Raw genomic sequence first — 14,293 nt, 5'->3', positions numbered from 1 at the left:
TTTGTTTTATGCTGTTAATGAATAAATTAGCTCGCTAAAATACCGCAAATTTTTAATATAGTGGGTACTTTAAGTGGCTTGGATGTATTTAATAATTGCGGGCTTGCTTGAAATTGGCTGGCCAATAGGCTTAAAAATTTCGCAACAAAGTGACAGCCGCTGGTTAGGTATTGGCATTGCGGTTGCATTTATGGTGGTTAGTGGCTTTATGTTGTGGCTAGCCCAACGTGATATTCCTATGGGTACATCTTACGCGGTATGGACAGGCATTGGCGCTGCTGGCACCTTTATTGTGGGCATTTTGTTTTATGGTGATGCCGCCACTTTTGGCCGTATTGCCGGTGTATTAATGATTATTTGCGGTGTGATCACACTTAAAATAAGCCATTAAAAAGTAAATTCAACGCGGTTTAAACAAAAGTAGCGCAGGATTAAAAGCCTGCGCTTTTTTTTGCCTGTAATTAATTGGGCAACATGACTAAAATAGCGGCAACTGCAATGAGTAATAACCCGGCGCTGTCTTGTTTTTTAAGCGGTTGTTTTAGCCACAGTACGGCAATGAGTATGGTAAAAAACACCTCTATTTGGCCAAGCGTTTTTACATAGGCAACATGCTGCAAGCTCATGGCGCTAAACCAGCCAATAGAGCCTACACAGCTAAAAATACTAATTGCGATAGTTGTACCCTTATATTGCCAAAGTTTACTGAGGGTGTGTGGCTCTTTTAATAATAAATAACCCAGCAATATTAGAGTTTGTAAGCTAATAACAAAAAGCAGTACCCAAGCAGCAGAGTGAGGAAATAACAGTCCTGAATTTAAACTGCCCTCACGTACCCATAATGAAGTAAGTGCAAAGCAAGTACCACACGCAAGTCCTAATAAAGCTGTTTTGGCATCAAAGCGTTTAATGCTGGTTATACCGCTCATTAGCAGTACGGCAATAGCCCCTAAAAACACTCCCAGCCAACCTAATAAGGTTAACGCTGAGCCAAAAAATAATACTCCTAAAATAGCGGCAACCAAAGCCTCACTTTTTGCAAGCCCAGCGCCTACGGCGTAATTATTCATTTTGAATAATTTAACCATTAAGCCAGTAGCAAGTATTTGCATAATACTTGCGCCAATAATAAAGCCCCAAAAGGCATTATTAAAACTAGGCATAGCGGTATCTTGGTATTGATATAAGCCATACAAATAAACGGCAGCAATAGGGCCTGCAACAATAAAACGCGATAACGTAACGCCAGCTACGCTCACATTACTACTTAACTTACTTTGCAGTGCATTGCGCCAAGCTTGCATAAAAGCGGCTAAAAAAGTAAAAAATACCCAAGTCATAATAACAATACAAAAATAATAGAGGGCGATAAGTTAACAAGGTATACAAAGTAAAGCGATAGTGCTTTAGGCTCAGCTGCGACAATATGCCGCAGTTTAACTGCCGTAAAATTAGTTTATAGTTAGTTTGATGTTACTGCTTAGCCGTCAGGCACTTATCTGGCGGCTTTTTTATAGTGGGTGTGTTATTTTAAATAATTAACAATAACAAAGAACCGTACTATGACTATTTTAATCGCTTGTGCTTTATTGGCCGTTGTAATGCCTTATTTAGCAAGAATCCCCGCAGTAATCGAACTTAATAAATTGGGCGGCTACGACAACAAGCACCCGCGCCAACAACAAACTCAATTAACCGGTTTAGGAGCGCGTGCTTTAGCTGCACACCAAAACTGTTTTGAGTCGTTAGCAGTATTTGCCGTTGCACTTGCGGTGGTGTTAGGCACTAATAATGTTAATGCGGTAACCGAAATCTTGGCGATGAGCCACATTGTAGCGCGTGTTTTATTTTGTGCTTTTTACTACCTTAACCTAGATATTATGCGCTCAATTATGTGGTTTGTTGGTATAAGTACAGCTATTGCAATGATTGCAGTGAGCTTTTAAATTTATTTTAAACCCTCAAAGCGCTTTAAAAGGCGCTTACTTTATAATATCGCTTTTATTAATTGCAATATATTGTCCTTGGGCAAGGTTTAGCGTTTGCAGGGTTAGCTCGCTAATTTGCTCGCGATACAAGTCAATTACCTTGTAACCACAATAGTGTGCCATTTTTCTAATTTGCCTATTAAGCCCTTGCTTTAAAATAATACTAAATTGTTTGTCTGCTATTTTTTCAACGCTACAGGGCAAGGTTATTTGCTTATCTACCGGTACACCTGCGGCCATTTTTGTACAAAACTCGGCATCAATGCTTTTATTTACGCTAACTAAGTAACGTTTTGGCTGGTGGAAGTCGGGGTGAATTAGTTGGTTACATAACTTCCCATCGTTGGTTAATATAAGTAAGCCACGGGAGTCCTTATCAAGGCGGCCAATAGGGTAAACCCGCGTAATAGTAGGCAGGTGGTGATAAAGGCTAGCAGGGTCATTTTGATCAAGCTTGCAGTCAATACCTATAGGCTTATGATATGCAAAATAAATTAACTCAGCAGCGCCTTTAATAATTTGCCCGTTAACTGTTATGTGGTCTTGTTCATCAACATGGTCAATATGATTAGCTGGGCGGTTATTTACTATCACTGCACCTTCGTCAATTAAACGTGAGGCTTGCTTACGCGAGCAAACACCAGCATGGGCAATGTATTTAGCAAGTCGAATTTTGGTGCTCATAAATGGTTGCTGTTAGTCGTTAAAAAATGTGTGCAGCAGATTATAGCAAAGCTGCCAAGTAAACATTACTGAAGGTGGGTAAATAGCTATAAACTTAGTGTTAGGCGCTACAGAGTATGCATTTTATAAGTAGTTGTTGGTTTAATAATTTTTAATTTTATAAATATTAGAGGCGTTAATGTATCAATTATATGCAAATAATGACGATTGCTTAAATCAGGCGCTTCGTCAAAAAATAGTGGCGTTTAATAGCGCGCATTTTGATGCTGAGCGTATGCCTCTTGGTTATCAGTTTTTAGACGCACAAAAAGAATTGGTCGCTGGGATTAGTGGCTGTGTATTTGGCAATTGGTTGCAGATAAATTGGCTTTGGTGCAGCGAGTTAGTACGTGGCAATGGCTTGGCGACTAAGTTACTAGTCGCACTTGAAGAGGCGGCAGTTGAGCTTGGAGCAACGAAGGCGCAGCTCGATACGCTTGATTTTCAGGCCAAGCCTTTTTATGAAAAGCACGGTTACCAAGTTAAGTATCAACTTAATAATTATCCGCGCACGGGTACTCGCTACTTTATGGAAAAGCCGCTTATTTAACCCTTGCAGGGTGATTAAATAGCGTTAAGTGGCTCGCCTGTAAAGGTTACGCCTAAAAATGGGGTAACTTCAGGAGCAAGCATAAAGGTGCGAATATTCATATGATCGCTACCTTTGGGGTTGTTAAGCACATCTTGATGATAAAACTGACCAAAGCAATCGAGCGTATTTTGTTTACTCAGTTGGTTTAGTTTTGCAAAAGCGAAAATTTTGCAAGAACCATTGTTCTCGCTCGCAGCACTGAGTAAACCATGATTATTAAATGCGCAAGGAGTGAAGCGGTAATGTGTATCGATAATTGCCATAGTGTCGGTAAATTCGATGCATTTTGGCTCATTTGCCAATTTTTCTAGGTAGTCACTTAGAGTCACTTTCTGTCCTTAGGATTATTTTTATACTTAACTCTAACCTATCTGTTTACTGATTTATATTAAATTTAATGGTTAATATACTTACGCTTAGATTAAGTGTGATAAGGCATTAATGTTAGTTATTTCAATATCGGCAAGGCCTTTGTAAGTATAGTTGGCAGCTTGGTTATTTAACCATACAGATTGGCAGCCGGCATTATTAGCGCCTTGCACGTCGCTATCTAGGCTGTCACCAATGTGTAAAATAGCTTTGTGTGGCACCTGTAAATGTGTAGCCGCTTGATCAAACAAGTTGTTGTGCGGTTTAGCTTTACCGTGTAAACCCGCTTGCAGTACCAAGTTAAATTTATTATTTAAATTAAACTGGCTCACATCGGCATTGCCGTTTGTTATGGCTATAAGGGTAAAACGAGTAGCGAGCTTGTCGAGTAAGTTAAGTACGTCATCGGTCACGGTTATATTACTGCGAACTTGAGCAAATACCTTGTACGCAGCACTTGCAAAGTGTTTTGCGTCGTCGGCATTAAAGCCTTGCTTGGCAAGAAGTAAGCCCAGTGTTTGTAAACGCCACTGCGTTATATCTTCAATTAATTTTGGCTGCTGCTGCAGTGCACAATCACGACAATGCAGCCATTGCTGCAAGCCTTTATGTTGATAACCCGGTAGGGTATTTAAATAATCAGTTTGCGCTTGTACGGCGGCTTTAATAATAGGGCGATTGTCGTAAAGGGTATCGTCTAGGTCGAAGCTTAATACCGACACAGGTGCAATGGCACGATTAAAACGGATCATATTATGGTTTTTCCTAATCGGTTCGCTTTTTTGCCCTTGGGTGTGTGTTGTCGTACACCTTGGCTAAATGCTGAAAATCTAAATGAGTATACACTTGAGTGGCCGATAAACTACTGTGCCCGAGCAGTTCTTGTACTGCGCGTAAATCGCCAGATGACTCTAAAATATGCGATGCAAACGAGTGGCGTAATTTGTGCGGATGCACTTGCGAGCTAATGCCTTGCTTGATGCCCCATTCTTGCATTCTTAAACGTACTTGGCGTACCGAAATGCGATTTTTTTTGCTACTTAAAAATACCGCCACTTCGTCAGGGTTTGCAAATTGAGGGCGTATTATTAGCCATTTTTTTAGCGCGCTTAACGCTTTACTGCCTACTGGAATTAAGCGTTCTTTATTGCCTTTACCGCGTACTAATATTTCACCATTTGCGGCGCTTATATCTTGTAGGTTAGCACCAACTAACTCGCTAATACGTAAGCCTGATGAGTACATAAGCTCCATCATGGCTTTATCTCTAATGGCCAGAGGTTCGTCGTCGGGTATTTCGAGCAAGCGTGCCATTTGATCTACATCGAGATTTTTAGGTAAAGGCTTAGCAAACTTAGGCCCTTTTATGCCTACCGCTGGGTTATGGTAATGCGCTTGTTTAGCAATGTTTTTGGCTTTTAAGAATTTATATAAACTGCGAATACAACTGAGCTTTAAACTAATAGTGCGGCCACTTAATTGTTTTGAGCGCAGTGCCATGCTGTAACGGCGAATATGCTCACCCTGTACGCTAAACCAGTCGTCGCAGAGTTTACTAAAGTAAAGCGCTGCAAAGCCAAGCTGGCTGACATATTGGTTAACAGTGTGCGCTGAGTACTGCCTTTCAAATTTTAAATAGTCGCTAAATAAAGTAATAGGCGTGCGCCAGTTATCGCTTAAATCGCTGATATTAGGCGCAGGGTTGTCACTCATGCAAGTTCCAGTAACCTTGACTGCAGAGCGAGTACAAAGTCGAGTACAAAAAGGGTGTCTTGCGCGGGTTCAAAGTGGTTCGCGTTATTGCTGGCAAAGGCCAAAATAGCGATGGGCTTTTTAATATCGCCAATTAAATAAATAGCCGTTGATTGCGCCGTATCGCTAAATAACAAATCCTGCTCTTGTTGATTAATACGCCCTAAATAGTGCCCAGAATTACTCAGGCGATGCTCAACAAGTTGAGCATATTGAGTGTCGTACTTTACTAACCGACACTCGCTAATATCTGGATTACTACAAATAATATTTTGTAAGTTACTGGCAAGCGCATCGAAGTCGTTATTAGTGTAAAGCTGTTGATGGCATAAGCTAAATAAGCGATACACTTGCTCATTTTGTGCAGCGTGTTTGCTCATGCTGGTAATTTGATTTTTTAACAACGTATTGTGCTCGCGCAATTGGCGCTGCTGAATATGCACCAAAGATGTTGCACCTTGAGCTTGTTGGTGTAGCTCAAGCTGAGCAAGTAGCTCAGGGTGCTGAATTAAAAAATCAGGGTGGTGTTTTAAATAATCAACAACTTGCTGCGCACTTAGCTCACTCATAGTGCTACTTGTCCATCAAACACATGCTCTGCTGGGCCGGTCATACGCACTGGGTGACCTTCACCGTTCCAGCGAATTTGTAAACTGCCACCGGGTAAGTCTACTTGTACTGTGGTGGTTAACTTATTTTGAATAAACCCAATAACCATGGCTGCACAAGCACCTGTACCACATGCAAGTGTTTCGCTTACACCGCGCTCCCATACTCGTAATTTAATATGTTCTTTGGAAATTACTTGCATAAAACCAATATTAGCTCGCTGCGGAAAACGCTCATGGTTTTCAAGTAACGGACCCAAAATATCAACTTGTGCGGTAGTAATATCGTCAACTTCTAATACACAATGTGGGTTACCCATAGAAACCGCGCCACTAAAAACAGTATGCTCTTCGGTACGAATAATATAGGTCAGTTCGCGCTTGGTTGCTTTGAGTGGGATTTTACTTGGCTCAAAATTAGGGTGGCCCATATTTACAGTTACTTGGCCGTCTTTTTCTATGTATAGGGTTAAATTACCCGATTTAGTAGATACAGTAATTTTGTGTTTATTGGTAAGGCCTTTCATACGTACAAAGCGGGCAAAGCAACGTGCGCCATTGCCGCATTGCTCTACTTCGGTGCCATCGGCATTAAAAATACGGTAATGAAAGTCGAGATCTGGGGAGTATGGTGCTTCAACCATTAGCAGTTGGTCAAAGCCAATGCCAAAATGGCGGTCGGCCAGTTTTATTATTTGATCTCGCGACAAAAAAACGTTTTGTGTAATGTTATCAATCACAACAAAGTCGTTGCCTAAGCCGTGCATTTTGGAAAAATTAACTAACATAGCGCTCTAATTCGGTTTTGCTCTGCGCTAATCATGCCACAGAGCAGGGACTTACAAAAACGTTTAAGGTAAAATTTTCTCACCTTGATACAGGCTCTCTATGGTTTCGCGTTCGCGAATAAGATGGTGTTGACTGCCATCTACCATTATTTCTGCAACGCGCGGACGAGAGTTATAATTTGAACTCATAGTAAAGCCATAAGCACCGGCACTTCTTTGTACCAGTAAGTCGCCTTGTTTAAGTGCTAACTCGCGGTCTTTACCTAAAAAGTCACCGGTTTCGCAAACAGGGCCAACAATATCAAAGTTATGAGTAGGGGTTTCGTCGTCGCGTACCGATACCGGAATAATTTTTTGCCATGCCTGATAAAGCGCTGGGCGCAGCATGTCGTTCATGCCAGCATCAACAATAGCAAAGTACTTATCTTGGTTTTGTTTAATAAATTCCACTTGAGTAACTAAAACTCCAGCGTTAGCAGCAATGGCACGGCCGGGTTCAAATATAAGCTCAAGGTGGCGATAATTAACCAAACGCTCAGTAACTTGCGCGGCATATTCGCTAGGGTGCGGAGGTTGCTCGTCATTATAAGTTACCCCTAAACCGCCACCAATATCTAAATGGGTAAGCTCGATGTTACACGCTTTTAATTCATCTATTAGCGTGAGTAACTTATCAAGTGCTTCGAGGAAGGGTCTGGTTTCGGTGAGTTGCGAGCCAATGTGGCAATCAACGCCAATAATGTTTAACCCAGGCAGCGAAGCGGCATGTTGATACACGCTCACAGCTGTTTGAATATCTATACCAAACTTGTTTTCTTTTAAGCCGGTAGAAATATACGGATGCGTTTTTGCATCTATATCGGGGTTAACACGAATAGAAATAGGCGCTGCTAAATTTAGCTCACAGGCCACTTCAGAAATACGTTCTAGCTCCGAGACCGACTCAACATTAAAGCATTTAATGCCGAGCTTTAATGCATAGGCTATTTCGTCTGCTGTTTTAGCAACACCCGAAAACACTACTTTAGAGGCATCGCCCCCGGCTTTAATTACTCGCGCCAGTTCGCCCTTAGATACAATGTCGAAGCCCGACCCTAAACGCGCTAATATATTGAGTACCGCAATATTAGAGTTTGCTTTTACGGCGTAGCACACCAGGCTTTTATGATTTTTGGTGGCGTTAGCAAAAGCTAAATAATGGCGCTCAAAGGTGGCTCGCGAATAAACGTAGCATGGCGTACCATATTGCTGAGCAATACTTGCAATGCTTACGTCTTCAGCAAATAATTGATTGTTTTTATAATTAAAAAAATCCATTTATTGCTCCTGCTTTTTAGGTGTATTGGTTTGCTCAGTTTGAGTTGCTGGATTAGCTACGTCTTGAGGTTTATTTTGTTCTACTTTTTGCTCTGGCAAATAGAGCGGACCGCTTTGACCACAGCCAGCTAATGCGCTTAGCAGTACAGTGCTTATTAATAGTTGCTTAAATTGTGAAGTATGTATCGCTTTCATTAGATTAATAGTGTTGCTGGCTTTATAATCGCAGAGTAACAGAATATCTAAAAAATGCAGCTATTCGCGGATGATTTTATTCCTGTTACACTAGCTGTACAAAAACGCACCCACTATTAGGCGGCTCGCCTGCAAAGGAAATTAACCATGACTGATCATGAATATCACCAATTAGCCGAAGCACTTATGTTCACAATTGAAGAACAAGTTGATGATTGTGAAGCAGATTTAGATTATGAGTCGGCACAAGGTATTTTAGAACTAATTTTTCCTGACAACAGTAAAATTGTGATTAACAAGCAAGCACCTTTACACCAAGTATGGGTTGCGACTAAATTTAACGGACATCACTTTGAATTACGTGGTGATAAGTGGATAGATAATCGCTCTGGCGCAGAGTTTTGGCAGTTTATTAACGAGGCATCAACTCGCCAAGCTGGCCAAGACGTTAAATGGCAATCATCGTTATGAGTTTAGAGTTTGTAGAATATCCGGCTCAAGGTGAGCATAAAGCAACCGTTATTTGGTTGCACGGCTTAGGTGATTCGGGGGAAGGTTTTGCACCCGTAGCACCACAGTTACAATTACCAAGTGAACTAGGGCTGCGATTTATTTTCCCGCACGCGCCTGTGCAACCGGTCACCATAAATGGTGGCATGGAAATGCGTTCTTGGTATGATATTAAATCAATAGAATTAGATAAACGTGCCGATGAGCAAGGTGTAAGAGATTCTGCCGCTAAAGTAGAGCAACTTATTAACCAAGAAATAGCCAATGGTATTGCTGCTGATAAAATTATTTTAGCGGGTTTTTCCCAAGGTGGCGTTGTAGCTTTGCATTTAGCCCCACGTTTTGAGCAAAAACTGGCGGGTGTAATGGCGCTTTCAACCTATATGTGTGTACCAGAAAAACTAGCAGATGAAGCGCTACACACAGATTTAAATGTTTTTATGGCGCATGGCAGTCAAGATAACGTAGTGCCGCCTAGTGCCGGTAAAAGTGCGTTCGAAGTATTAACAGCACTTAGCATGGATGTAAGCTGGCAAGAGTATCCTATGGCTCACCAGGTTTGCGCAGAAGAACTGCAAGCTATTCGCCATTGGTTAATTGCTCGCTTAAGCTAATAATGGAGCCGCTGAGGTTAAAATGAGTCAAAAAATAGTTATTAAAGCAAATGTTAAACGCGAACCACAAGAAAGTGTAGCTACACTAACCTACGAGTGGAATTGGCGTCGTATTGTGAGTATTTCTATGCTGCTACTCATGACCTCTGCTGCCGTTATATATGGCTTAACCAGCGCCGTTAGTGCCGAGCAGGACGATCACCCAAATGAGCCAGAAGATAGGGTGTTGGCGCAAAGTAACGATACAAACCAGCGTGCTGTTACTGCATTACAAACAACGCAAGCAGGGCTAAATAGTCCTGCAGCAGTTGCGCCTATTAATTTAGTTGCAGAGCAAAAAGTAGCAGAGCCTGATAAAGTAGTAGCGGCAGAGTTACCCGTAGCCTCGCAAGCTGAGATTAAAAACAACTCACCAGAGCCGGTTAATATTGAGCAAGTACCCACTCCCGATTTATTAGTTGATACAGATCTTGCCGCTATTAGTGATACAGCACCTTCTAGCACGCAGGGCTTTGCCCCTTTGGCGCAGCTAGCGAGTGTGGCACTTGGCGCGCAAATAGATACTGATAAAATAAGCCGAGCCGTGCTTACACGTAAAGTAAGCAAGCGAGAGCCGGTAAATGTATTTGCTGCAGATATTCGTTTAAGTCAATTTGACGATACGTTATCGTTTTTTAGTGAACTAAAAAACTTACAAGGCCAACAGGTAAAGCATGTATGGTTTTTTGAGGATGATATTGTGGCTGAAATTGAGTTAGATATAACATCCTCTCGTTATCGTACATATTCGACTAAGAATATAATGGACTCGCAAATAGGCCAATGGCGGGTTGATGTAATTGATGAGCAAGGCCAATTAATTGCTCAAAAAGAATTTAGAATATTAGCTGATTGAGCCAGCTAAATTGCAATTATTAAGTGAGTATTTTTTATGACCCAAACAACAAATATAGTGCGTATTGCTACTCGTAAAAGTGCATTGGCACTTTGGCAAGCTGAATTTGTAAAGGCGCAACTAGAGCATTATCACCCAGGTATTTTAGTAGAATTAGTGCCTATGTCGACCCAAGGCGATATTATTTTAGATACCCCTTTAGCTAAAATTGGTGGTAAAGGTTTATTTGTTAAAGAGCTTGAACAAGCCATGCTAGAAGGGCTGGCTGATATGGCCGTGCACTCGATGAAAGATATGCCTGTAGAGTTTCCAGAAGGGTTAACACTACACACTATTTGTGAGCGCGAAGATCCACGTGACGCTTTTGTATCAAATAACTTTGCCAATATTGACGAGCTACCACAAGGTGCAATTGTGGGTACTTCAAGCTTACGTCGTCAGTGTCAAATACGCGCATCACGTCCAGATCTAAAAATTCATGACCTTCGCGGTAACGTAAATACACGCTTAGCCAAACTAGATTCAGGCCAATACGACGCAATTATTTTAGCGGCAGCAGGCTTGATCCGTTTAGAAATGAAAGAGCGCATTCGTGCTTATATTGAGCCAGAAGTGTCATTGCCTGCCAATGGACAAGGTGCTGTAGGTATTGAGTGTCGTACTGATGACGAAGCAATAAAAGCATTACTTGCTCCACTGGAGCACAGCGAAACACGTATTCGGGTAAATGCCGAGCGCGCAATGAACCGCCATTTAGAAGGTGGTTGTCAGGTGCCAATTGGTGCTTATGCGCTAGTTAGCGGCGATCAAGTACACTTACGTGGTTTAGTAGGCGCAATAGATGGTAGCGAAATTTTACGTGATGAAGTTAGCGGCCACGTTGATGACGCAGAAAAACTAGGGGTTGAGCTGGCTAAAATGCTATTGGCTCAAGGTGCAGACAGAATATTAGCTGAAGTATATAGAGACGCGTAATGTTAAATATCTTGATAACTCGTCCCCAAGGAAAAGGCGCAGCCCTTGCACAACAACTTGAGCAAGCGGGTTATCAAGCGTCTTTATTCCCCGTATTAAAAATAGAGTATTTAACCCCCGACAGTATTGAGCTCAGCCCATTAATTAATGCCGATAAAATTATTTTTGTGTCGCAAGATGCGGTTTTAGCGCTGAGTGAATTAAAGGCAGATATTAATATAAAAGCGCAATTTTATGGGGTTGGCCAACAAACAGCCGACACTATTTATGAGGTGTTTGGCGTGCGAGCGGCTGTTCCTAAACAGCACGACTCAGAGGGGTTATTAGCGCTTAAATCGCTTGCCGATGTTGATAGCAGTAATATTGTATTGGTTAAAGGAATAGGTGGGCGTCCTGATATAGCTAAAACATTAAAGCAGCGTGGTGCCTTTTTAAATAACTGCGTAGTGTATCAGCGTACTCCCATAGACCCTGAGCCTAACAACTGGATAGACCACTGGCAAAGCCAAAATGTACAGGGTATAGTCATAACAAGTAATGCGGCGGTTGATGCTATTTTTAAAAACCTTGCTGCACCTCAAAAACAATGGTTACAACAGTGCCGATTTTATGTAGCTAGTGAGCGTATAGGCGCTTATTTACAGCAGCATCAGGTAAGTTCGGCTAATATACATATTGCAGCAGGAGCTAGCGATAACGCTATGTTTACCTGCATTAATCAGCAAGGTAGCAAAATGAGCGAACAGTCAGTACCGTCAACGGTAGATAAAGCAGCGCAAAAAACGACTAATGCAACAGCCAACAATGGCAAAGCTACGGCTAAAAGCGATACGCACAAAGCAACTGATAAGGCTGACAATACTAAGCAACGAGTAAGTAAAGTCGGGAGCTTAGCACTTATTATTTCGCTAATTGTTGCCTCTGGAGTTGGCTTTGAGTTTTATCAAAAGCTCAACGCGAGCAAGACGCAAAGCTTAGCTGTTAATCAGTTAAATGAGCAAAATAAATTACTACAACAAGAGCTGCAAGCACTTAAGTTAGCTCAAGCTAACTTGCAACAGACGCTATTAACGTCTGAGCAAAAAGTAACAGCCGCAATGCGCGAAAGTACTACAAAAAATCAGCAAGAATTAAAAGCTGCCTTACAACAAGCGCAGCAGCAAGGCTCGTCTTTAAATCCACAAGAAGTTACCAGCTTGCAGCATATGGCTGAGTTTAAGTTGTGGGCCGAAAACGACTATCAAGGAACTAGCGCTGTATTAAAACGTTTAGATGCTTTACTTAGTGACCACCCCGGTACTATTACAGTGCGCCAAGCCATTACACAAGATATCCAAACTCTAGATGCCATAAAACCAATTGCCGTTGAAGCTATTTATTTACAGCTTAGTAGTGTGCTGAAAAATATTGATGAATTGGTATTTAATGCGGTGAACCTGCCCGAAGAAGTGGCAAAAATTGATGACAAGGTATTAAGTGAAGATCTTAGCGATTGGCAACAAAACTTAAAAAATAGTTGGGATCAATTTTTAGATGGGTTTATTACTATTCGTCATCGCGAAGGTATTGCTATAGAGCCATTATTAAGTGAACAACAGCGACACTTAGTAAATCAAAGAGTTAAGCTTTATATAACACAAGCGCAAGATGCATTATTGAGCAAGCACGCCAGTGTTTACTTTGCAGCACTAAGCGAAGCAAAACGTTTAGTGGCTGAATACTTTAAACAAGATGATGATGTTACAAAAATGGTTTTAAAGTCGCTGTCTAATCTAGAAAAAGAGCAGCTAAACTTTAACCCTAAAGTAAACTTACAAAGCACGCAGCAAGTTAAGGAGTGGGCAAAATGATAGGGTTGATCATTTTAATTATTGCACTTGTTGTGGTGTTAGCGGCAGCCCCTTTTTTATTGGACGAAAAAGGTTATGTACTAATTTCGTTTAACAACACCACAATTGAAGGCACAATTGTTTCGTTTGCTGTGCTAACGATTGCAGTATTAGTCGTTAGTTATTTAACCTATAAACTCGTGCGTTATTTATTCTCTATTTATCGTAATACCAAGCATGGCTTTTTTGCTCGTAGCCAAGGGCGCAAGCAAGCCGCAATTGAGCAGGCGCTGTGGAGTGTAATTAATGACGACTATGCACAAATAGAGCAGGCGCTATCTGGCAAGGTGCCTGATCAGTATCAAGATATACGTTTAGCACTGCTTGCTAAGGCGGCACTAGCTAATAATCAAACCGACAAAGCCCTAGAGTACTTATTTGACATAAACCCAGAGCAGCAACTAAAAGTCGCTAAACTATGGCTAGCTAGTGGTAATAGTAGCGCTATAGAGTCGCAATTACGGGTTATTGCAGAATCGAAAAAAGCGACAGCGCTTGAGCTGAAAATTTACACCGAAGTGCTAGTACAGCAACAGCATTTTAGTGCTTTAGAAGCATTTTTACCGCGCCTTTTACGCAAAAAAGTACTAACAAATGAGCAGTGGCATCGCGTTTTTAATGCCTATTTTGCCTCATTCCCTGTTGATGAAGTAACAGTTAAATATAAGCAGCTACCTAAAAAGCTACATAGCTACGCCTACAGCGCTTATTTAACGCAAATGGCTGCTGCAGGACAATTAAGCGTAATTGAAAATGACTTAATAAAAATGGTTAAGCATGATGAACAACATGCACAATTAGCTAACATATTAAGCAAAGCAACAACGGCAAATGCCCGTAAATTACAAACGAGTATTCAAGATCGACTTAAAAAAGATGAGCAAAATAACTCATTACTGCTCGCTTTGGCTTGTCTTGCTAATGCGCAAGGTGATTACGACCTGGCGGCTAGGGTGTTTGATAAAGCACTTAATAATGAAAATAAAAATCAATATATGCAGCAAGCAAAGTTAAGTTATGAAAAAAGTGCACAACTAGATAAAGCATTGGTACTTTATAAGTAATGAGTTACATTTAA

Annotated in this window: 18 protein-coding genes; 9 read left to right on the top strand and 9 right to left on the bottom strand. The window is 41.3% G+C overall.

Features of this window, described 5'->3' with window-relative positions:
- The first annotated feature begins 73 nt into the window (after positions 1–73).
- The gene (locus I6E78_RS14015; RefSeq protein ID WP_041454308.1) at positions 74–391 is read left to right on the top strand and encodes a DMT family transporter; all 318 of its coding nucleotides are present in this window, start codon (positions 74–76) and stop codon (positions 389–391) included.
- Between the two features lie 70 nt (positions 392–461).
- Here I6E78_RS14015 and I6E78_RS14010 read toward each other — a convergent pair whose 3' ends face one another.
- A complete protein-coding gene (locus tag I6E78_RS14010) occupies positions 462–1,340 on the bottom strand; it encodes a DMT family transporter (protein WP_197182732.1) in 879 nt (292 codons plus the stop codon).
- A 222-nt stretch (positions 1,341–1,562) separates the two neighbouring features.
- On the opposite strand from I6E78_RS14010, the gene I6E78_RS14005 reads away from it, so the two are divergent.
- Positions 1,563–1,946: an MAPEG family protein gene (locus I6E78_RS14005; RefSeq protein WP_197182731.1), complete on the top strand. Its 384-nt coding sequence runs from the start codon at positions 1,563–1,565 to the stop codon at positions 1,944–1,946.
- A gap of 36 nt (positions 1,947–1,982) precedes the next feature.
- Here I6E78_RS14005 and I6E78_RS14000 read toward each other — a convergent pair whose 3' ends face one another.
- Positions 1,983–2,672, bottom strand: a complete 690-nt coding sequence (locus I6E78_RS14000) for a pseudouridine synthase (RefSeq protein WP_197182730.1) — start codon at positions 2,670–2,672, stop codon at positions 1,983–1,985.
- Positions 2,673–2,850: 178 nt separating this feature from the next.
- Between I6E78_RS14000 and I6E78_RS13995 the strand changes: the two genes are divergently transcribed.
- On the top strand, positions 2,851–3,261 hold the full coding sequence (locus I6E78_RS13995; protein WP_197182729.1) for a GNAT family N-acetyltransferase: 411 nt from the start codon (positions 2,851–2,853) through the stop codon (positions 3,259–3,261).
- 14 nt (positions 3,262–3,275) lie between these two features.
- On the opposite strand, the gene I6E78_RS13990 is transcribed toward I6E78_RS13995, so the two are convergent.
- The 7 genes from I6E78_RS13990 to lptM all read right to left on the bottom strand — a co-directional run bounded on the left by I6E78_RS13990 (position 3,276) and on the right by lptM (position 8,332).
- A complete protein-coding gene (locus tag I6E78_RS13990; protein WP_197182728.1) occupies positions 3,276–3,632 on the bottom strand; it encodes a HopJ type III effector protein in 357 nt (118 codons plus the stop codon).
- Between the two features lie 87 nt (positions 3,633–3,719).
- Entirely contained in the window at positions 3,720–4,424 is a 705-nt protein-coding gene (locus I6E78_RS13985) for an HAD-IA family hydrolase (protein WP_197182727.1), read from the bottom strand.
- Between the two features lie 13 nt (positions 4,425–4,437).
- A complete protein-coding gene (locus I6E78_RS13980) occupies positions 4,438–5,385 on the bottom strand; it encodes a tyrosine recombinase XerC (RefSeq protein ID WP_058372285.1) in 948 nt (315 codons plus the stop codon).
- Positions 5,382–5,993 (bottom strand): DUF484 family protein, encoded by a 612-nt coding sequence (locus I6E78_RS13975; RefSeq protein WP_058372286.1) that lies wholly within the window; start codon positions 5,991–5,993, stop codon positions 5,382–5,384. The genes I6E78_RS13980 and I6E78_RS13975 overlap by 4 nt, the downstream gene beginning before the upstream one ends.
- Positions 5,990–6,820 (bottom strand): diaminopimelate epimerase, encoded by an 831-nt coding sequence (gene dapF / locus I6E78_RS13970; protein WP_058372287.1) that lies wholly within the window; start codon positions 6,818–6,820, stop codon positions 5,990–5,992. The genes I6E78_RS13975 and dapF overlap by 4 nt, the downstream gene beginning before the upstream one ends.
- A gap of 63 nt (positions 6,821–6,883) precedes the next feature.
- Positions 6,884–8,137, bottom strand: coding sequence for a diaminopimelate decarboxylase (gene lysA / locus I6E78_RS13965; RefSeq protein ID WP_011326820.1), 1,254 nt, complete (start codon positions 8,135–8,137; stop codon positions 6,884–6,886).
- Positions 8,138–8,332, bottom strand: coding sequence for an LPS translocon maturation chaperone LptM (lptM, locus tag I6E78_RS13960; protein WP_197182726.1), 195 nt, complete (start codon positions 8,330–8,332; stop codon positions 8,138–8,140).
- Between the two features lie 147 nt (positions 8,333–8,479).
- On the opposite strand from lptM, the gene cyaY reads away from it, so the two are divergent.
- The 6 genes from cyaY to I6E78_RS13930 are packed head-to-tail and all read left to right on the top strand — an operon-like array spanning position 8,480 to position 14,279.
- Entirely contained in the window at positions 8,480–8,803 is a 324-nt protein-coding gene (gene cyaY / locus I6E78_RS13955; RefSeq protein WP_011326822.1) for an iron donor protein CyaY, read from the top strand.
- Positions 8,800–9,456 carry an alpha/beta hydrolase gene (locus tag I6E78_RS13950; RefSeq protein WP_058372289.1) on the top strand — a complete coding sequence of 219 codons (657 nt, stop codon included), beginning with the start codon at positions 8,800–8,802 and terminating at the stop codon, positions 9,454–9,456. Before cyaY ends, I6E78_RS13950 begins: the two co-directional genes overlap by 4 nt.
- A gap of 22 nt (positions 9,457–9,478) precedes the next feature.
- Positions 9,479–10,351, top strand: coding sequence for a DUF2914 domain-containing protein (locus I6E78_RS13945; RefSeq protein ID WP_197182725.1), 873 nt, complete (start codon positions 9,479–9,481; stop codon positions 10,349–10,351).
- Positions 10,352–10,387: 36 nt separating this feature from the next.
- Positions 10,388–11,326: a hydroxymethylbilane synthase gene (gene hemC / locus I6E78_RS13940; protein ID WP_197182724.1), complete on the top strand. Its 939-nt coding sequence runs from the start codon at positions 10,388–10,390 to the stop codon at positions 11,324–11,326.
- Positions 11,326–13,176, top strand: a complete 1,851-nt coding sequence (locus I6E78_RS13935; RefSeq protein WP_197182723.1) for a uroporphyrinogen-III C-methyltransferase — start codon at positions 11,326–11,328, stop codon at positions 13,174–13,176. The genes hemC and I6E78_RS13935 overlap by 1 nt, the downstream gene beginning before the upstream one ends.
- On the top strand, positions 13,173–14,279 hold the full coding sequence (locus I6E78_RS13930; RefSeq protein WP_058372293.1) for a heme biosynthesis HemY N-terminal domain-containing protein: 1,107 nt from the start codon (positions 13,173–13,175) through the stop codon (positions 14,277–14,279). The genes I6E78_RS13935 and I6E78_RS13930 overlap by 4 nt, the downstream gene beginning before the upstream one ends.
- Positions 14,280–14,293: the final 14 nt, after the last annotated feature.

The sequence above is a fragment of the Pseudoalteromonas sp. NZS127 genome (assembly GCF_015864805.1).
Taxonomy (GTDB): Bacteria; Pseudomonadota; Gammaproteobacteria; order Enterobacterales; family Alteromonadaceae; genus Pseudoalteromonas; species Pseudoalteromonas nigrifaciens.
This window is presented reverse-complemented; position numbering and strand designations above follow the sequence as displayed.